Raw genomic sequence first — 18,576 nt, 5'->3', positions numbered from 1 at the left:
TGTTACTGTTAATTTATATATACATTTATGCGATAAATCCCAGCTATATCTACAAAATTCTAATTTAAATTTTGCTGACATAATAGATAACCAATCTAACTACTGGACAAAAAAACGTCAATATTTTGTTTTAATTATGTCACACTAAGGCAAAATCTATAAAATTTCGACCAAATATAAAAAATAGTTTTTTGTGAAATACATTACACTCGGTTTAGACCTTACTACATATACCCCAAAAAGAGGGTATAAAAATATAACTATAATTTCTGGAGTCTTAACATTGTTTACTATTAGTACTGTAGTTTGTATTCGTAAAGATGATGGTTTTTTATTCAGTTTAAAGGGTTGGATTCCACTTTAATAGCTGTCTTAACACAGCTATAGAAGACAACCTTTTATTATCTGAAGGGTACCCTGAATAAAAGAGCATTTTAATTATGATCAACCCTAATTCTTTAGAGAATAGTGCAGCTGTTAGTGCTGCTCTGACCTTAAGTAATCAAAAGCATCAAACTCTTGCAACTGATCTCAATACAATACTTGCTGGCTTAGCAGATCGGTTACGCAATTTACAGGCTGGCTTTTCAGCTGTGGGTACAGAAAAAACAAAAATTAAGCGTGGCTATGAACGCGCGATTGATACATTAGAGCAAATAAAAGTTACAGTAGATAATCGACTAAGAGCTGACGGTGATAAAAGTATATTATCAATTGCTGAAACGGCAAGAGTTTCAAAACAGTTAGCTTATATTACAAAAAATGTTGATAACTCTGAAGTTAAAAAATTAAGCCAACTGCTAGCTGATCATGTATTTGCTGATTGGTTATCCCGTGCTCGTACTGATATTGAAAATAAAATTTATGATGAGCTTAAGCCATTAGGTGAAGTTGGGGCATCAAAAGTAAAATCCATTAAGGTAGAAGTAAAAGGTGGAGCCAATGTTTATGGTGCTGATTTACAAGGAAGTGTTGGTGGCGAGTATCAAGATATTTTAGATGCAGATGATGAAGGGTTGTTCTTTCGTACTAAAATAAAAACATTAGCCGCTGGCTTAAATGGTGGACTTAATGCCGGTCTTGCCAAAATAGGTGCTAGACTTAAAGGTTCACACTCCAGATTTACCTTTGAAGAATATAATAATGTGAAAGCATATGTGAATATGGAAGCACATAACTTAACCACATTAAAGCGCAGTGACTATGAATTAAAGAAAGCATCTCGAAAGTTCTCTTGGGGAGCTATTTCCCGGTTTTTATCCAATCATTTTCCTGGTAATGCGGGTTCAGAGTTAAAATTATACCATAAACAGTTGCAAAAAGCGGTGAATAACCAGCACCAGCTCAATGAATTACTTGCTAATCAACTTGGTATTGAAGCTAAAGTTGTTGTTAATCCACCACAGTTACCTGAAACCTTAAGAGGCTACATTTATAGTAACTCTGGTAGTATAGATGGCTCTGCTGTAGTAGGACTGGGGGATACCAATTTATCGGCATCAGCTGGTTTTAAAATATCCAAAACCAAAACAGAAATTTTTGAGTTTGTACCTACCCATTTTTGGCAGGTAGTTAAAGACAATGCCGAACGCCTGAATGAGTTACCAGAAGGGCTTATTGCTCACGGTCGTAATTTATTAAATCGTAATAGTGCTGAGCAACCTGCTTATGAACGAGCTGTTGCTGCTATAGATACATTAAATCAAGATTTTTCAGATTATATCACTGCCGTACAAAAGTATGATGCTGGAGATCAAACTCAACGTCAGGTTAAACATGCAATTGAATCGCGTTGGGGAGTAAGTGGTCGTCATGTGCTCTTAAGGGCTGTGTATGCATCATTTGCATTATTTGGTAATGAAGCTAGACAGGCAGCTACTTCCGATACTGAACTCACTGCAGTTACGGAGCAGATGGAAAAACTTGCAGTACAATTGGAAGCACCGCCTATAAAACATTCGCGCCAACAATTAGAAGATGTCGCGTCATTTCGGCAGCTAATAAGACTGAGTATTTCTGATACTAAAGCATCTTTTACTGTTGCTGTAGGCCCGGTTTCAGCTGAAGTGACAGTGTTAAAACGCCATCGAGTTCACCCTAGTAGACTGCGTGATGGTGATTACATTGATGTTGAGCTGAAACTACAAGGCAATGGCAGTGTAGGTGATATTACTGGCTTAATGGATACGGTTACTGCTAAATTGGCAGACAATTATCCAGGGCTTATTGATGCAAACACATTTAAAAGTGAAGTCAGCAACTTTTTTCAAAATAATATAGAAGCTTCAGGGGCGGGTGCAATACGACGGGTTGATCGTTTTATCAAGCCAAGTTATCAGCAGGCTTATGGTGATAATGAATATCACCATCAGTTTACTCGTTATTTATTGACAGGATCAGCCTCAATTAATGGTGGCACAAGCTTGCCAGTTGGAGCCGGTGGTAATGTTGGTTTTAGCCTAGGTGCTTCATACTCAGATACTCGAGTATTAAAAGAAATACTATATGCTAATACGCTTAGCTATGTCATGACTCGACATAATCGATTTGCCCGTAATAAAGAGTTAAAAGGCGAGTGGCTAGAGTTTCTGGATAAACATAATGGTGGGTTGAAGAATTTATTTAGTAATTTAGGTAATATTAATTCTGATGTATATAAAGAGTCCCAACATTGGCTAAATGAGCTGGTTGATATTGCTAAAACAGATGAAGAGCGTGTAAAAGCAGAAAAGCTCAAGTCTGATTTTAATCAGGTAATGAGTAGAGTGAGTGATCATCCTGATGATGCGGAAGCTTTTGATAATGCAAAAAATATTTTTAATCAGTTTCTTTCTGACCAGGTAAAACCGTGGTGGGATGCACACCAAAGTAAATGGACCAGTTTAACTTTTAGCGACAAGCAACCATTTGCTGAAACATTTAAAAACAGCTTGAAAAGGTTAGGTGATGATTTACAAAATAATGTCACTCGTGCTTTGCAAGATCACTCTATATTACCAAAACCAACTGATGCAGAAATTAACAGCCAGGCACTTAATAAGGCGTTAGGCGTAGAAGACAGTAAACTCGTTGCGGGGTTTTTACAGCTTCTTCATTATCAAGGGGTATCAGCTGCTACAGGTTATGCGCGCAATCAGCTGGCTTTAAGCTATATGCGTTGGTTGCAGCCGGATGCAACTAACCTTCAAGTCAATTCTTTTGCTGAGCTTATTAATGGTTTACCAAATAGTACGTTAACCACCCTGGCAAATGGTCAAGGCGCAACACCGCTTAGGCAGCAGCTACAAAGCGCCAAAGCACAAGGTGTATTTAATTTACAGCTACAAGTGGGTGATCGGCTGTTTGCTATCCATCTTGGTAATGAGACTGTAATACATCTTTATGACTCAATAAGTGGTAATGTACTGGAAATAAACTCAATTAAAGATACAGTTGCCTATTTAAACCAGCTAAAGCTAAAACAGCAAAGCTGGCAGCTCTCTTCACTGGATATTAGTCAGTCCCTCAATGAGAGCCAATTAATTCAATTAAGTCGACGTTATATTACTGACCTTGATTTGTTAATCAGAGCTGATCGTGATCAAGGGTTATTAAATCTCGGTAATCAAAAAATTAGTAGAGCAGAACTTTGGCTGGTAGGTGCTTCTTTACAAGGACAAAAGCTGGATGTTGATCAACTGGTATCATTAAACCAGCTGGACCGTTCTATTCAATTAGATGCTCACCAAATTGATAACTGGCTAAGTGGCTTATCGGGTGATAATGCATATACTGCGTTAGCCAAGTTGCATCGATGGTTGGAAGCACAGCCTAATCTGTTATCGCAAGGTAGTGATAATGGTGCTAATACTAAAGCTGAAGTATTGCGTCAACGAGCTGAAGCAGTTGTATTGCTTGATCAACAATTGCCATTATTAACAGAGTTAGATCAAAATTTAAGTAAAACAAACCATGCAATAGATGAGCTTAATGCCAGGCAGCAACGTTTATTTGGTACCCAGCAAGCGCCGAATACCCGGCTTAACAAATTAGCCAAAATCTTAAATGGTGTTAACACCCTGATGAGCCTTAGCCGTTTGCCAGGTAATGTTTATCAGACAGTTGATGCCTTTGCTAAAGGTGAAATTAAGCAGGGTGTGCAAAGTTTGGCTGATACTTTAACGGATAATCTGGATATTGCGTTAGATGTATTAGCCAATAGTACCCGTGTGCAAGCTGTATCCAGTCGCTTAGCCAGTGTTGCAGGCAAATTAGGCGCTGCAACCAATTTTGTTGGAGCTGGCTTAGGTATTTGGGCTGCAGTTGATAGCTTTAAAGCAGCAGGTAATGCAACTACGCATGCTGAAAAAGTTGACCATATTATAAATGGCTCTTTCGCTGTAGCTGGTGTAGTGGTTGCAGTAGCAACGGGGATAGCATCATTGGTAACAGCAGTCGCTGGACCCATTGGTGCAGCTATTGGACTGGCTATTGGAATTGCCCAAGGTATTTATAATGCGGTTAAAGTTAGGCAACAACTGTCTGAAGCAGGTATTAGTGGGTCTGATTTAGACCTGGCAGGTGCTGCGGTATTTTTTGGTTTTCCAGTACCAACACGAATTGCCAATAAAGCAGCAACGAACATCGGTACACGCCAATGGGAGGCTGCTCAACAACAGCGTCTAGAAGCATACGCTAAATTAGGTGTAGACAAGTTGGTTTATAGTTCACCTAAGGTATTTACTGCCTATGGAAATATTGGTGGTGTCAGTGAAGGCTATGATTACTATAATTTAACGCCAGCAGAATTAAGAGAATATCAACGAAAAAATCCAGGTGAAGTGGATAGTGGTTGGATGTTCCGCCAGGAGCCAAAAGCGGCTGAAGTGAAAAAACTGGATAGCTATGATGAAGAAAATGGTGTTACCTTAATTCAGCTAGGCAAAGGTTTTGATTGGGCCAGAGGGGATGCTAATCGAAGAAACATATTTTTGGTTGGCCATAACCAGGGTAATTTTGGGCGTCGATATTTTGGTGGTAATAAAGCCGATACTTTTGAAATTCGCTCACCGGATGCGTTTCCACATTTAGATGTCAATGATACGGTTAGAATTGATGGTGGAGCAGGGATTGATACCGTGTCGTTCCGTTCTATGTATGGTCAGAATGGAGTAAAAGTTAATTTAGAACCCACAGAATATCTCAATAATAAAGCAACAATTAAAATGCGTGATGGTCGTGAGCATACGTTTTTAATTGATAATATTGAAAATATTATTGGTAGTGAAAAGAATGATGAAATTTATGGTAATCGTCACTCAAATTTTTTACAGGGTTCAGAAGGTAACGATACATTAAATGGCTCTTATGGTGATGACCATTTAGTTGGTGGAACAGGCAGTGATTATTTAGAAGGCAGTGAAGGATCTGATAGCTATACAGTTACTGCTGATGACTGGTTAGTATCAGATGATCTGGATACCATTAATAACTACTCAGATTTAGGTTTAAAAACTTACCGAACAAGACTTGAGTATTTAGCTAATAACCCTGGTGCAACCGATGATGAAGCAATTCGTTATAGTATGAGTAATACGAGTGATGAGCTTTCAGTTGATCAGTTAATTACTAACTTTGGTGATTTCTCAGGTTATCAAGATGGTGGCCACTTAATGCTGTCAGTTAGCCGGGGTTGGCTAAATAGTTTACGGCTGGCTAAAAAACTTTTTACCAGCAAAGATGAATTTACTAGTGAAAAGTTAGCTTCGTTTGCTCAGGAGTTCGGTTTGCCACAAGGAAGGAGTAATCCACTCAATAACTTAACTGAAGTGTTAGATAACAGTAGTTCTCATTGGGATCTACTGCATTCAGATGCTTATAAAACAGTTTTAAATCAGCTGGAAAATACCCTGCCTGAACGAGTCGATGTATTAAAAATCGAGAACTATTATAAATCTGAACTTTACCAGCACTTACAGTTTAGAGACTTATTGGGCAATGCTTATATAGCAACAGCCAAAGGTAATCAAGTTGAGCTTGATACTATGGTATTGAAAACACCTGATTCAGGTGTTCATAAAGTAGAGTTAGATAAAAGACGGATCAGAGTTTTAGGTTCCAGTGACAGTACTCCTTTTAGCTTAGTTAGTTTATTGTCAAAAAAGCTGCTTAACGTAGTGGGCTCCAAAGCAGATGATAGTATTTATGGTAATGAGCTAGATAATGTCATTGATGGTGGTGCTGGGTTTGATCATCTTTCTGGTGGTGATGGTAATGATATTTTAATTGCTGGTGAAGATGGTGGTTTATTATCTGGTGGGCGGGGCAAAGACACTTATATTGTCGGTGCTAACCAAAACCAAGTCGTGTTAACGGGTTTCGAAACCACTAATAGAAAAGGTGTTGAGATAGCAAAAGATGACTTACGGGATACTCTTGAGTTGAATGCAGGTTATCAAGGATTCAGTAGTCAAATTAATGGAGGAAGTATTAGTGCTAGCTATCAAGGAACACAAATTGTTTTTGGTGGTGTTTATCAACAAGATTTAGCTAAGAGATTAGCTCTCGTTTTTTATGATAATAAAAATACTAAGCTTGGTCATCAGTATGGTGTACTTAGTCAGCAAGGAAAGCTATCACTAACAGAAATCGATTTTAGTCATAATGATGAAACTAATTACCAAATTAATTTAAATACCAATCGATATCAATGGGCAGAAGGAAGTGCTGAAATAATTAGTAAACATCAATCTGTTCATCGTGTTCAAACTGGAAATGGTAACGATACACTAGTCATTGGTGCCAATAAGGAAGTCACTCAAGCCAATTTAGGTGGTGGTCTGAATGTATTAGATATTCAAGGAAATAGCTCTATTGTGCATTTAACCCATCAGGCTGGTAATGGTTTAAGAGTGAACTGGCGAGGGCTTGAGTGGCAAAAGCTTAAAGTGCTTTACAAGGGGGGACAATTATCCTTACTTAATACGGCTACTGAAGACCAGGCAATAGTATTGGCTAATGCAAATGAGCTAAAATCTGAGCAAGTCACCATTCAAGATAAATCAGGTGAGAGCCATCAGCTTAATATTGATTTGTTAATTCAAACGGCAAGTCAAATGTCAACGGATGGGGCAAGTAGTAGCTTTTTAGCAAGTAATAGTGAGTTGGTAAATCACGACATAGTTGCTTCCTCTGGTTTGACTGGTTAGTAAACTTTTTATGCTGACTATAAAATACAGAAAACAAAGGGTTATACTTAATATCGTTTTTAGAGTTTGTTGTCATTGACCATCAAGGATAGTCGAAATGTAGTATATATAGGAGCACTCTGTTGCCTTTACCCCATTCATGACACAGCAAAGATGAATGGGGTATTTAATACTTATTAAGAAATAACTCTGATTTCCAATTAATGAACAGTTTTGTGCTCCATAATTACACCAACAGTTTGACGGTCTCCCTCTCGTGCCTCATAACCGGTAACTGAATAAAAAGGATACATTGCGCCAGTTGCACTGCTATCACCATTTACATAGTAGTGAAAAGCAGCAATGTTATTTTGACGAGCTAATCTAATAGCATCATCAAAATTACCTACATAAGCTGGCCAACCAAAACGTTTATCTGGCTTTCCTTGAAAGGCAACATGAGACAATACAAAGTAACGCCCAGTTGGTGTTGGTGTGCTTAAATTATTATTTTCAGTAATTTCATTTAGGTTTTCAGAGAGAGTATCTTCTTCAGATAGAGAGCTGGCACTTACACTTTGAACTGCTGCTAAAGATAAGCTTACAGCTGCAAATAATAGGGGTAGCTTTTTCATATTATTTTCTCTTGTTAAGTTAAATTATTAATTACGGTGTTTAGCTTAATTCAATTATTTACAATAAAAGGCCTTAGTAGATTACTCTAATATCACTGATACTATAAGTTATAGCTAATTAATTTCTACAATTTGTACAAATATGTATCTTACTACTACTTGCAATACTATTTCATTCTTGCCTTTAATTTGGAAGTGTAGTGAAGTTTCTAAAAAGAAAAACCCACATCTGTGGGTTGACGAATTCAATGAGTTTGTATCAAGCAGTGAAGCTGACTTTGGTTTGTTAATGTTTATATATGATAAAGTTTTTGTTTTATTTGTACTATGTTAATTGATCATAAAATTCATAAAAATTTAATAGAAGATCTACTGACATATACTTTTGTCTAAGGCCAAGAATCTGCTGGGTGTTATAAAATTTATCTAAATATTTATCAACTTTACAAAACTGATCATTAATAAAGAATGAGTCTATGAGTGAATTACATCCTCTATCATGGTTTGATGAGTTAGCTGCTATTAATGAGTACTCTGAAATTGAAGGCTGGTTATTCAAACAGTTAGAACAATATGGGTTTCCATTATTGCTGTTTGGGAACTTATCTAACCCAGGATCAGGAATGATAACTAACTTTCCTGATGAATGGATGCAGCGCTTTGCAAAAAAAGACTACATATATCAGGATGCCCCAGCTCAGCATTGCTTCAAATCTATTACACCAATTATATGGCAAGAAGCTTACGATATGCCTCAAGCAACTATTACAGCTAAAAAAATTCTTAATGAAGCAGAGAGTTTTGGCTTGAGAAACGGACTATCTATTCCAGTGGTTGCTAATAGTAACCGAAGTGTATTAAGTATTTGCTATGATGGGAAAAATATAGATTTTAGATATTTTATTTCAAAGTCTATTCTTACCTTAATAGGGTTGACTCAAACTTTTCAGTGGAAATTACTTAATAGCTTCTCGACAGAATTTTTTGATTTACCTAAGTTAAATAAGCGGCAGATAGATTGTTTACATTATTTGTCTAATGGATATACGAATAAAGAAATAGCTTCTTTTATGAAGCTATCTCATTACACAGTAACTGATATCATATGTGAGTTGCTAAAAGTTCTTAATGCTTCTAATAGAACAGAAGCAGTAATGCTGGCAATAAAGCAAGGAATTATTTGAACGTTGCAAACTAGGCTTGTATGGTTTTAATAGGTAATTTTGAATAACTATTAATAAGAAAGTTTGACATGCTTAAAATTTTATGAAAGATCTGTTTCTCGTATATTGGTAACTACTGGAGGCTAATGTAATGCATCTGCTGTAAATAGCAAGTGTTATAGTTTTAGTTAAAATAATAGGGAGTAATCATAAGTATATCGAAAACTCCCATAAGGTGCAGTATCAGTATCTTATTAGTCAATATATTCTGTTTTATCTGCAATATCTGGTGGTAATGTAAGCTTCCACTTATCAAGTAGTGCTTTACTGAATAAAAATTTACCTTTTTCACCAATAACAGGTCTAATATCAGTAGGGTTATCTCCCTTTAAAATACGTTTGGCAATGCCTGCAGCTTTTTCACCTTGACTATACCCTTCTAATACCATGCCACCTATGGCTTTATCTGTTCCGACAGTAAAACTCCAAAAGGCAAATAATGGAACAGGCGTATTTTGAGAAGTCCACTTGATCAGCGTTTCAGCATTGACGCTCTTGTTATCATTATCAATGAGAGTATGGTATAAGCCAATGATAATTGCATCAAAACCATCATTTTTCGCTGAATGAATAGTTGACTCCCATAAGTCTTTTTTACCTATCTGTTTTAATTCAACTTTTAAACCAGATATTTTTAGTGATGTTTTTCCTTTAAAAGCTTCTTCAACTGCGTGCATAGAAGTATTACCACTGTCAAACAAAACTAATATTTGCTTAGCTTTAGGCATTATTTTTTTGATTTCCACTACTGATTTTTTAAACAAAGGTCTTTCCAAAACACCTGTTATATTTTTACTGAGCTTCATCCTACGAGGATTGGAATTGATGCCTAAGTACACTACAGGTGTATCTGTGGTTGCAAATTTATCTGCTAGGAACTTTAAAGCATTGTCATCACCCAGAAACACGAGTTTTGGTTTTATGCTTTGATAAAATTGCCAGGCTTCGTCTGCTTTTTTCTGATAGTCTGACTTTGGAATACGTTTCGTATCCATTTGAAAGCGGTGAACTTTATATTCGCTGCCTTCAAAGTTCTTACTAATACCATTAACATAACTGGCATCCCAAGGGTATTCAGCATGATAACTTTCAATAATCAGTAAGTCAGTTTCAGCTGCTATTGAAACATTGAATGATAGTAAAGCTGAGGTGATGTATAGTGAAAAAGAATTTATTTTTTTCATAACGAAAGCCCTATTTAAGTAGAATTGAGTTTAATTTTATTGTTTCAGGAAGAGTTATTTTCCATTTTTTTAGTTGGGTTTTACTATAAATTAATTCACCTTTCTTGGGTATTTGAGGAAGAATATTTTCAGGTTTAGTACCATTTAATATATCTTTTGCAATTTTTGCTGCTGCATACCCTTGAGACCTACCTGTCATTACTAAACCGCCAATAGCTTTTTCTTTGCCTACTGCAAAATCCCAAAAAGCAAATAATGGTAATGTTGAATGGGTTGAAATCCAATGTATAACATCATTACTATTGACATGCTTTCCACTTTCATCATTCAGTGTAAAATAAAGACCGGGCCAGATAGCTTGATAACCTTTTTGTTTGGCTTGCCTTATACTTTCTTGCCAGTATTCAAAATTATTGGATATTAATAAATGAGTTTCTATATTGCCTATAGTTTGTACGGGTTTGTTTTGAAAAAAATCCTGCATAGTATGGTGAGATGTTGTGCTGTCATCGAATAACAAAAGTACTTTCTTCAAGTTAGGCAAAATTCTTTTGGCAGTAATTAGCGAACGCTTTAATAAGGGCCTTTCTAAAACACCTGTGATGTTTTTATATTTATAAATACCAGTATTTCTAGGGTTGGAGTTAATACCCAAATAGACAGCTGGATAATTTGTCTCACTTATTTTATGAGATAAATATTGGAGAGCATTATCATCTCCTAAAAAAATTAAAATAGGGTCAATAGCTTGTATTACCTTCCAGGCTTTATCTGCTCTTGCTGGGTATATGACAGGAGGAAGTCTTTTGGTATCCATTTGAAAGTGTTGGACTGTGAATTCAGGAAGGCTTTCAGAGATAGCCTTGACATAATCACGGCTCCATTTAAAACCTGAATGATAGCTTTCAATGATTAATATATCTCTACTGTCAGCAGATGGCTGGAGAGAATATAGCAATGATACTATCAGTAAAGATTGTATTAACCGATGTACCATGACATGGCTCTTCAGTGTATTATAGATATTCACTAGTAGAATAGAGTATAGGGTCATATTCATTGTCATAATTTATCATAAAAATATAAGATATATTCAAAAAAGTTATTTCGATTACAAGTAGAGGTCTGTTTAATAAAGTATTGAGATTAAGGGTTATTTTTAAGTTGGATGCTACGGTAGTTTTTTAAGATTGACTGATATGTTCCATCCTTTAAAATGGCTTGATATCCTTTATTAAAAGCATCAATTTTTTGTTTTACATTGGGAATTTTACGACTGAACATAACATACAATTTGTGAACATACAGTGGGGGGAGCATAAATTCAAGTTTTTCTTTTAAGTGTGGGTATTTCGTATTTATGTAGTAAATGCCTACATATTTGTCTAATGGGGCAAGGTCAATTCTTTTTAGTGCTATTTTTTGAAGATTTGTTGTTTCATCAGGTATTTCTATTTTATAAAGAAATTTAGCTTTATCAAATGCTGGTGAGTAGGCAATGTTAATTCCTATTCCTATTCTATAGGACTGTAAATCTCGTAAAGAGCGCCAGCTTATATTGTTTTTTACATGTTTAAAAAATACTATAGTGCTATCCATAAATGCATCGGAATAATAATATTTTTTTGCTCTTTCTTCTGTATAATAAGCAATTGGTGTTGCATCTATTCTACCTGCTTCAATTTCAATCATACATCTGGCCCAGGTATGAAAGTGAAATTTAACTTTGTAGCCAGATCGTTTATATGCTTCAACAACAATTTTGGAAACCAGTCCATAGTCAGGTAACTCTTCACCATAAAAAGGTTGCCACGGGCTACCTGCAACTGAGACTATTTTTTCTTCTTGTTGCGATCTGGCTTCACTTACCAGGCTTATGAGTAAGCCTACAAGAATAAAAATGTTGAGTAATCTAGGCATTAGACCTGTAACCGAAAACTAGTCATAGGGTGATTATACATGATGGACTGATAGGTATATGAATATTTATTCAGTTTATACGAGTATATTCACCATTAATAATATATTAATGTCTACTTCAATACAGTAATTACTATTTTTCTATTATAACAAAGTTATATACAAGCAATATGTGGTGTAAGTTAATTGTAGATATACTTTATAGATAATTATTCAAAACTGGTAATAAGGAGTTGTTATGTATAAGTTCATACTGGCGATGAATGTTGGGTTATCGTTATTATTCTCAACAGTCGTAAGCGCAGCACAGACTGTAAATGTTATGGCTGATGAAGCCTATCCTCCTTACTCTTACAAAAAAGATGGTAAAATGACAGGCATTTATACAGATGTGCTATCTATGATTTTTTCTAAAATGCCTGATTTTGAGGTAAAAATAGAGAGTGTTCCTTGGAAAAGAGGCCTAAAAGCTATGGAAGCAGGGGATGGCTTTGCACTTTATCCGCCATATAAACGTGAAGATAGGCCTTATATGGACTATACTGCCCCCATTTTAGCAGAAGAGTCTGCTGCTTACTGTACAGAAAAAATACTATCAAAATCAAGACCTAAGTGGCCTGACGATTATTATGGTCTAAATATAGGTAACAACTCTGGGTTTGCAGTGGGAGGGGCTGTTTTTGATAGGGCTGTTAAGGATGGCTTGATCAAAGTTAGTGAAGCAAAAGGAAATGATAAAAATTTATTAAAACTAATTAATGGAAGAATTGATTGTTATATAAACGATGCTTTATCAATTGAGTGGGAGCTAAATCGTCTTAAGCAGAAAGGAAAATACAAAGGTTCTGGTATTGTTAGAGGAGCAACTATTAGTGGTGAGTTTGGTTACCTGGGATTTACCAAAAAAGCAGATAAATACCCTTATTTGGAAAAATTTAAAGAGCAATATCATAATCAGTTAAAAGTAATGAGAGACAGTGGTGAAATAGATAAACTGATAGAAAAATATACTAAGTAGGGTGTGGCTTGAATGCACCTTTTTACATTTTGTTTGTGCTTTATTTTTTTAGGATTACAGGCTGAAGAAATAACAGAAATTATTTATCCTCCTCGCGAGTCAACAAATGATACTCGTGATAATGATATTGTAAGCTTTTTAGAAAAAATATTGAAAGTAACTGAAAATGATTATGGAAAATATAAAATGCGTCAGCAACTAGAATGAATGAAGCAAGGTATACTGAGCTTTTAGTAGAAGGGAAGTTGCTTACTCTAATTTGGACTAGTGTTACAGAAGATATAGAAAAACAATTGCTGCCAATTCGTATTCCAGTTAGAAAAGGTATATTAGGTTATCGTATATTTTTAATTAGAGTGCAAGATAAAGATAAATTTGAAGCTATATCCAACTTGAATCAACTAAAAAAAATGAAAGTAGGCCAGGGGCATTTCTGGAATGACGTAAAGGTTTTTAAGGCTAATGGTATTAAGGTTGTGACTGGATCAAATTATGAAGGTTTATTCGGAATGCTCTCTGAAGGGAGGTTTGACTATTTTTCTCGTGGCTTTAATGAAGCCCCAATAGAATATGAGGCAAGAAAGCATAAATATCCAAATTTACATATTGAGCAGAAGCTGCTTTTATATTATCCGTGGCCAAAGTTTTCTATGTTTCGCCAACTAATAAGAAAATCGCTGAGAGAGTTAAACATAGATTTGAAAAACTCATGGAAAATGGTGAATATGAAAAATGGTTTTTAAAACATAACAAAGCGGCCATAGATTGAGCAAATTTACATGGCCGCCGCTTGTTTAAGCTACATAATCCATTACTACCTACTACATTCCTCTTGATAAAAAGAGTTTGTGGTTTGATCCACTAAGTAGTGCTGATTAGCATTAGTCCCGATGGGTAACTCTATTTAGCCATTGTTTTAAACCGTAAGGCAATTGTACTTCAAAATGATCAAGAATTGTTAAACTTTGAATATATAGTTCATGTTGAGTGCCATAGCGTCTTTCGAAGTTTTCTTTAAATGGGTGAACAGCAAACCATTTCAGGCTTTCATGTCCCTCACCATGTTTATGATGACCTGAGCATAGTGGTAATACATACCAATGGCCATTATTTGACTTCTTACTATTAATATGGTGAATAGTTACCCAGTTTGAAAATGTACCTGCTTGGCGGCATGCTATACAACCAACGTATTCTACAAGTGCATAGTAAAAGTTTTTCTGCTCCTTATTGACTAAAGATGTTCTTGCTAACATAAGAATCTCCTATCGAAGGCTAATACCTTTGATATTGATTATTTAATGTATACCTTTCGTGAATGACTTTTGGGATTTATTTTCGTCGATCAATATCATTCACTTTTGATATATTGTTTTATTAAAAGCACATAGTTAATTTAATGGTTTTGATCAGCTTGATTATCTTACGCAACCTTAATGCCAAAAAAATAACCCTTATTTTTCAGCTGATTACTAGAAGAGTCAGCGGAAAGTGTTAAATAATTAGTCAGGGGGGCTGTGTTTTTTATTCTGAGATATTATTAAGTTAAATATTTATTTAAATAATATGTAATAATTGTTAATGCTGTGTTAGTTTGGTATAGGGTAAAAGCGAATAATTGAAATGCATCATCTTTATGAAAAGATGATAGTTTGCTATTAGGAGCTACACTAGAGATAAACAGAAATAATATGTTCTTATCACTGTTATCTTGGGTTCCTTATGAAAAATAATATAGTATCGCTATTTTTTAATTTTGTATTTTCTAGCATTTTATATGCAGAAGAAGTAAAAAAATCAGGAGAAATAGTTACTTTAACAACAGGCGACTGGCCACCATATGTATCTAAATCAAAATTGAAACATCAAGGTGTCATAGCTCGTATTGTTAAGGAAGCATTTGCTGAAGTAGGGGTTGTAGTTAAATTTGATTTTCAGCCGTGGAAACGATCAATGGAGACTGCGCGTGAAGGAAAAGCGGATGGAACGTTTATATGGAGTCGAAAACCTGAAAGGGAAAAAGACTTTTATTATTCTGAGCCACTGGGGGCTAGTGGTTACTGGTTTTTTCATCGTAAAGATCTGGTTATTCGTGGAAATAAATTTGATTGGAAAAACTGGGGTGACTTGAAAGGAATACAAATTGGAGCAACATTAGGTTATAATTATGGGCCTACTTTTTTTGCTGCAGAAAAGGCAGGAGAAATTAAGGTCAATTGGCTGCCTAAGGATAAGCAAAATATCGGAATGCTTATTAATAAGCGTATTCAGATTTTTCCACAAGATATTGATGCTGGTTATGAGCAAATTTTAACAAATTTTCCTCCAGCTGAGGCAAGTTTAGTTACGCATCATCCTAAAGAAGTTAAACCTGCTACCCCTTTTCATCTACTAATGGCTAAAGTGGTTAAAAAAAGTCCACAAATATTAAAGTTATTCAACAAAGGACTAACTGTATTGAAACAAAGTGGTAAATTTGATAAGTACTATAACGAGTCTAGACGAGGAGAGTATAAGATCAAATAATCGATAGTGAAAACAAGTTTTGCTTTAAGATATTTTGCTCGATAGTACCTAATAGGTACTATCGAAAACAGTTGCTAATAGAAAATATATTAATGATAAACCTGAATCGATTTTAATATAGCAAATTCATTTGGTTTACTTAATAACCCATCAGCTTCTACAACAATTGAAGATACAGTGCTATAAACAGGTACACTTAAACGGCCAACAGGGTTTTGTGGGTGTTTGCACTTTGAAGCGTAGTTACTTCCACAGACTTTATCAAGATAGGTGAAAAACTGTTTGTAACCAATCAGCCGTCCTTTTTCTCCATTATTTGCCTCATAAACACGAATTTCTGTTGGACGCTTTTGCCACCAGTCTGTTAAAAAGCCAACAGATGAAACTAATTGCTCAGTGCCAAGATCAATAGTTTTGCTAAAATGAGTGTTTGAGTCAGGATACATACGTTCATCAACATTTACTTCTGTAATTAATTCACTTGCAAATGTTGCAGTACTAACAGTAGCTAAGCAAAGAGCAGAGAACATTAAACGAGCTTTTTTAAATAGCATGGGTATTCCCTCACTAGTTGTAGTTGTTATTATGAATAACCAATTGAGAAGGTAATCTAAAAATACATACTAATCAATATGTTATAAGACAATTTTTATGTTTGTGATTATTTGCTGTCAAGTTTATTTTTTTAAAACTTTCTATTGATATATGCTCGTAGGTAGCTCTCGTAAGGCTCAGCGTTAGAAAGTACTTGCTCATAATTTTTAATGTACTTAGAATCTATTTTTTTTGAAAATACAGTATAAAGCCCAACTTTGGGCTCAGGTAAAGGTATGATTTTTATATCGTTATAAAAATCATACACTCTTGCTGTATAAATAAGCTCATAACTATCGGGAGAGTATACCGCATCGAGCCTTTGTCTCTTCATTATTTTGTAGTTGCGAAAAATAACATTGTTACCACTAAGAGATTTAGTTGTTAGACGTTTATCTCTCATTAATGGTGATAAAAAGCCTTTTTTATATATACCTATGTTCATTAATAATATATCTTGAACAGAATGAAAATAACTATAATGAGAAGTTCTTAAAACCATAAACGAAGGTTGCATAAGCAGAAAAGCTTTTGATGGATAGGAAAATTTTTTTGCTCTTTCAGGACTTTTACCTAACGCAACGGCTATGTCAATTTTACCCGATTCAAGTGCATGCAATAAACGAGAAAGAGGGTAGGGTTTTGCAGGTATATTAAGCTTAGATACTCCTGATTTCTTCATTACTTCCTGAAGGTAGCTAATGGCTGGTCCTGTTGCTGGAGTATCATTTGTACTTTCTTCTATATGAGGTACTAAATTAAAATAACCCGCTTTTAGGCTTTTGGACCAAGTGTTGATAGGTGTGAAGAGTAAGTACAGGCAACTTGGCAAAATGAGCCAATGTTTTAATAGATAAGTATTCATATCACTAAAGTTATACTTTTTGTAGATATTGAGTAAGTAGCTTGACCTAATTTAACAGTGCAAGATACTTACTCAATTAGTTAATGCTCTAACAAATAAGTATACATTGTGTTTGACTATAGTTGCTTAACAAATACCTTAGATCCTCGTTTAGGATTATATGTATTTTTTTTAGTAGCAGGTAATGCCTCAAGGGTGGTTTCTTCAAACCCCCTTTCTAAAAACCAGTGAGCGGTTTTGGTGGTAAGCACAAAAAGTGCCTTAATCCCTTGCTTTCTAGCGGCTTCTTCGTTGTGTTGAAGCAATAAATCCCCTCGTTCACTGCCCCGATAATCTTGCTGAACTGCAACGCAGGCCAGCTCAGCACTGTCGCTATCTGGGTAAGGATGGAATGCTGCACACCCAATAATTGTTCCGTCTCGCTCTATTATTGTAAATAGATTAATTTCCTGTTCAATTTGTTTTCTTGACCGTCGTACTAATACCCCTTGTTTTTCTAACGGTTGAATTAATTTTAAAATACCACCAACGTCTTCGATCGTACCTTGGCGGATTTCTTCATAACCAGCATGAGTAATCAAGGTGCCAGAACCGTCTCGGGTGAACAGTTCTTGTAATAAAGCCCCATCTTGTTGGTGGCTAATAATATGAGCTCGTGGAGTGCCATTTTTACAAGCGGTCAAAGCGGCTAATAATAAGCGTTTGGTTTCATGGGATTGGGTTTGTTTTAAAATGCGTAGTGCTTCTGATGGCTTCATGGTTCTGATCAGCTGATTACTTTTATTTTTGATGCCAGGCTGAGAGCCAAAAATAATCAGTTTTTCTGCACCAAGGGCAATAGCCGTCTGGGTAGCGACATCTTCGGTAGCCAAGTTAAATACTTCACCTGTTGGCGAAGAGCCAAGACAAGACAACAATACAACATAACCGTCATCCAGTTGTTGAGCAACAGCCTTGCGGTCGACACGGCGTACTTCGCCCGAATGTAAAAAGTCTACGCCATCTACTACGCCAATGGGCTTGGCAGTAACAAAGTTACCTCCAATTACCCGAATTCTAGCGTTATACATAGGAGAATTAGCCAGCCCCATAGACAGCATGGATTCGATTTTAATTCTTAAATTACCTACTGCATCTTTAACGCTTTCAAGTACAACTTTATCAGTGATGCGTTGATGCTGATGATATTCACATGTTATTTGTCGTTCTTTAAGGTATTGGTCTATTTGTGGTCTAGCACCAAATACAACAACCAGTCTAACCCCTAAACTATTCAGCAAGGCAATGTCATGAATAATATTGCCAAAATTACTATCAGCAATGGCTTCGCCACCAATCATTAGCACAAAAGTGCGGCCTCGGTGGGCATTAATATAGGGTGAGGAGTGGCGAAAAAAACTTACATATTCAGGGGAAGAAAAGTCAACCATGTCACTACATCTACG

At 35.7% G+C, this 18,576-nt stretch carries 14 protein-coding genes; 6 read left to right on the top strand and 8 right to left on the bottom strand.

What is annotated here, in order from left to right; genetic code table 11:
* Positions 1-440: 440 nt before the first annotated feature.
* A complete protein-coding gene (locus G4Y78_RS24915) occupies positions 441-7,187 on the top strand; it encodes a calcium-binding protein (protein WP_163835578.1) in 6,747 nt (2,248 codons plus the stop codon).
* A 200-nt stretch (positions 7,188-7,387) separates the two neighbouring features.
* Here the strand turns inward: G4Y78_RS24915 and G4Y78_RS24910 are convergent, their stop codons facing one another.
* Positions 7,388-7,801 (bottom strand): hypothetical protein, encoded by a 414-nt coding sequence (locus tag G4Y78_RS24910; protein ID WP_163835577.1) that lies wholly within the window; start codon positions 7,799-7,801, stop codon positions 7,388-7,390.
* A gap of 476 nt (positions 7,802-8,277) precedes the next feature.
* On the opposite strand from G4Y78_RS24910, the gene G4Y78_RS24905 reads away from it, so the two are divergent.
* Positions 8,278-8,985 carry an autoinducer binding domain-containing protein gene (locus G4Y78_RS24905; RefSeq protein ID WP_163835576.1) on the top strand — a complete coding sequence of 236 codons (708 nt, stop codon included), beginning with the start codon at positions 8,278-8,280 and terminating at the stop codon, positions 8,983-8,985.
* A 233-nt stretch (positions 8,986-9,218) separates the two neighbouring features.
* Here the strand turns inward: G4Y78_RS24905 and G4Y78_RS24900 are convergent, their stop codons facing one another.
* From G4Y78_RS24900 to G4Y78_RS24890, 3 genes are all read right to left on the bottom strand, one after another.
* Complete coding sequence (locus tag G4Y78_RS24900; RefSeq protein WP_163835575.1) at positions 9,219-10,208, bottom strand: ABC transporter substrate-binding protein; 990 nt, start codon at positions 10,206-10,208, stop codon at positions 9,219-9,221.
* 10 nt (positions 10,209-10,218) lie between these two features.
* Positions 10,219-11,205 (bottom strand): ABC transporter substrate-binding protein, encoded by a 987-nt coding sequence (locus G4Y78_RS24895; RefSeq protein ID WP_163835574.1) that lies wholly within the window; start codon positions 11,203-11,205, stop codon positions 10,219-10,221.
* A 149-nt stretch (positions 11,206-11,354) separates the two neighbouring features.
* Positions 11,355-12,128: a substrate-binding periplasmic protein gene (locus G4Y78_RS24890; RefSeq protein ID WP_163835573.1), complete on the bottom strand. Its 774-nt coding sequence runs from the start codon at positions 12,126-12,128 to the stop codon at positions 11,355-11,357.
* Positions 12,129-12,366: 238 nt separating this feature from the next.
* On the opposite strand from G4Y78_RS24890, the gene G4Y78_RS24885 reads away from it, so the two are divergent.
* From G4Y78_RS24885 to G4Y78_RS24875, 3 genes are read left to right on the top strand one after another with little or no spacing between them, the layout of a single operon-like run.
* A complete protein-coding gene (locus G4Y78_RS24885; protein ID WP_163835572.1) occupies positions 12,367-13,146 on the top strand; it encodes a substrate-binding periplasmic protein in 780 nt (259 codons plus the stop codon).
* 12 nt (positions 13,147-13,158) lie between these two features.
* Positions 13,159-13,353, top strand: coding sequence for a hypothetical protein (locus tag G4Y78_RS24880; RefSeq protein WP_163835571.1), 195 nt, complete (start codon positions 13,159-13,161; stop codon positions 13,351-13,353).
* A complete protein-coding gene (locus G4Y78_RS24875) occupies positions 13,350-13,889 on the top strand; it encodes a hypothetical protein (RefSeq protein ID WP_163835570.1) in 540 nt (179 codons plus the stop codon). The genes G4Y78_RS24880 and G4Y78_RS24875 overlap by 4 nt, the downstream gene beginning before the upstream one ends.
* A 138-nt stretch (positions 13,890-14,027) precedes the next feature.
* Here the strand turns inward: G4Y78_RS24875 and G4Y78_RS24870 are convergent, their stop codons facing one another.
* Positions 14,028-14,402: a Ref family recombination enhancement nuclease gene (locus G4Y78_RS24870; protein WP_163835569.1), complete on the bottom strand. Its 375-nt coding sequence runs from the start codon at positions 14,400-14,402 to the stop codon at positions 14,028-14,030.
* A 466-nt stretch (positions 14,403-14,868) separates the two neighbouring features.
* Between G4Y78_RS24870 and G4Y78_RS24865 the strand changes: the two genes are divergently transcribed.
* Positions 14,869-15,672, top strand: coding sequence for a substrate-binding periplasmic protein (locus tag G4Y78_RS24865; protein ID WP_163835568.1), 804 nt, complete (start codon positions 14,869-14,871; stop codon positions 15,670-15,672).
* An 89-nt stretch (positions 15,673-15,761) separates the two neighbouring features.
* Here the strand turns inward: G4Y78_RS24865 and G4Y78_RS24860 are convergent, their stop codons facing one another.
* The 3 genes from G4Y78_RS24860 to argA form a co-directional block, all read right to left on the bottom strand.
* The gene (locus G4Y78_RS24860) at positions 15,762-16,226 is read right to left on the bottom strand and encodes a hypothetical protein (RefSeq protein ID WP_163835567.1); all 465 of its coding nucleotides are present in this window, start codon (positions 16,224-16,226) and stop codon (positions 15,762-15,764) included.
* A gap of 131 nt (positions 16,227-16,357) precedes the next feature.
* Positions 16,358-17,131, bottom strand: coding sequence for a substrate-binding periplasmic protein (locus G4Y78_RS24855; RefSeq protein ID WP_163835566.1), 774 nt, complete (start codon positions 17,129-17,131; stop codon positions 16,358-16,360).
* 116 nt (positions 17,132-17,247) lie between these two features.
* Entirely contained in the window at positions 17,248-18,561 is a 1,314-nt protein-coding gene (gene argA / locus G4Y78_RS24850) for an amino-acid N-acetyltransferase (protein ID WP_163835565.1), read from the bottom strand.
* Between the last annotated feature and the right edge of the window lie 15 nt (positions 18,562-18,576).

The organism is Spartinivicinus ruber (assembly GCF_011009015.1).
GTDB lineage: Bacteria > Pseudomonadota > Gammaproteobacteria > Pseudomonadales > Zooshikellaceae > Spartinivicinus > Spartinivicinus ruber.
The sequence above is the reverse complement of the archived record's forward strand: the minus strand, read 5'-3'. Positions and strand labels throughout refer to the sequence as shown.

What these genes read in the sequence shown, in the direction of transcription:
- G4Y78_RS24915 (WP_163835578.1), top strand. Translation starts at nt 441, where the DNA reads ATGATCAACCCTAATTCTTTAGAGAATAGTGCAGCTGTTAGTGCTGCT.
- G4Y78_RS24910 (WP_163835577.1), bottom strand. Translation starts at nt 7,801, where the DNA reads ATGAAAAAGCTACCCCTATTATTTGCAGCTGTAAGCTTATCTTTAGCA.
- G4Y78_RS24905 (WP_163835576.1), top strand. Translation starts at nt 8,278, where the DNA reads ATGAGTGAATTACATCCTCTATCATGGTTTGATGAGTTAGCTGCTATT.
- G4Y78_RS24900 (WP_163835575.1), bottom strand. Translation starts at nt 10,208, where the DNA reads ATGAAAAAAATAAATTCTTTTTCACTATACATCACCTCAGCTTTACTA.
- G4Y78_RS24895 (WP_163835574.1), bottom strand. Translation starts at nt 11,205, where the DNA reads ATGGTACATCGGTTAATACAATCTTTACTGATAGTATCATTGCTATAT.
- G4Y78_RS24890 (WP_163835573.1), bottom strand. Translation starts at nt 12,128, where the DNA reads ATGCCTAGATTACTCAACATTTTTATTCTTGTAGGCTTACTCATAAGC.
- G4Y78_RS24885 (WP_163835572.1), top strand. Translation starts at nt 12,367, where the DNA reads ATGTATAAGTTCATACTGGCGATGAATGTTGGGTTATCGTTATTATTC.
- G4Y78_RS24880 (WP_163835571.1), top strand. Translation starts at nt 13,159, where the DNA reads ATGCACCTTTTTACATTTTGTTTGTGCTTTATTTTTTTAGGATTACAG.
- G4Y78_RS24875 (WP_163835570.1), top strand. Translation starts at nt 13,350, where the DNA reads ATGAATGAAGCAAGGTATACTGAGCTTTTAGTAGAAGGGAAGTTGCTT.
- G4Y78_RS24870 (WP_163835569.1), bottom strand. Translation starts at nt 14,402, where the DNA reads ATGTTAGCAAGAACATCTTTAGTCAATAAGGAGCAGAAAAACTTTTAC.
- G4Y78_RS24865 (WP_163835568.1), top strand. Translation starts at nt 14,869, where the DNA reads ATGAAAAATAATATAGTATCGCTATTTTTTAATTTTGTATTTTCTAGC.
- G4Y78_RS24860 (WP_163835567.1), bottom strand. Translation starts at nt 16,226, where the DNA reads ATGCTATTTAAAAAAGCTCGTTTAATGTTCTCTGCTCTTTGCTTAGCT.
- G4Y78_RS24855 (WP_163835566.1), bottom strand. Translation starts at nt 17,131, where the DNA reads ATGAATACTTATCTATTAAAACATTGGCTCATTTTGCCAAGTTGCCTG.
- argA (WP_163835565.1), bottom strand. Translation starts at nt 18,561, where the DNA reads ATGGTTGACTTTTCTTCCCCTGAATATGTAAGTTTTTTTCGCCACTCC.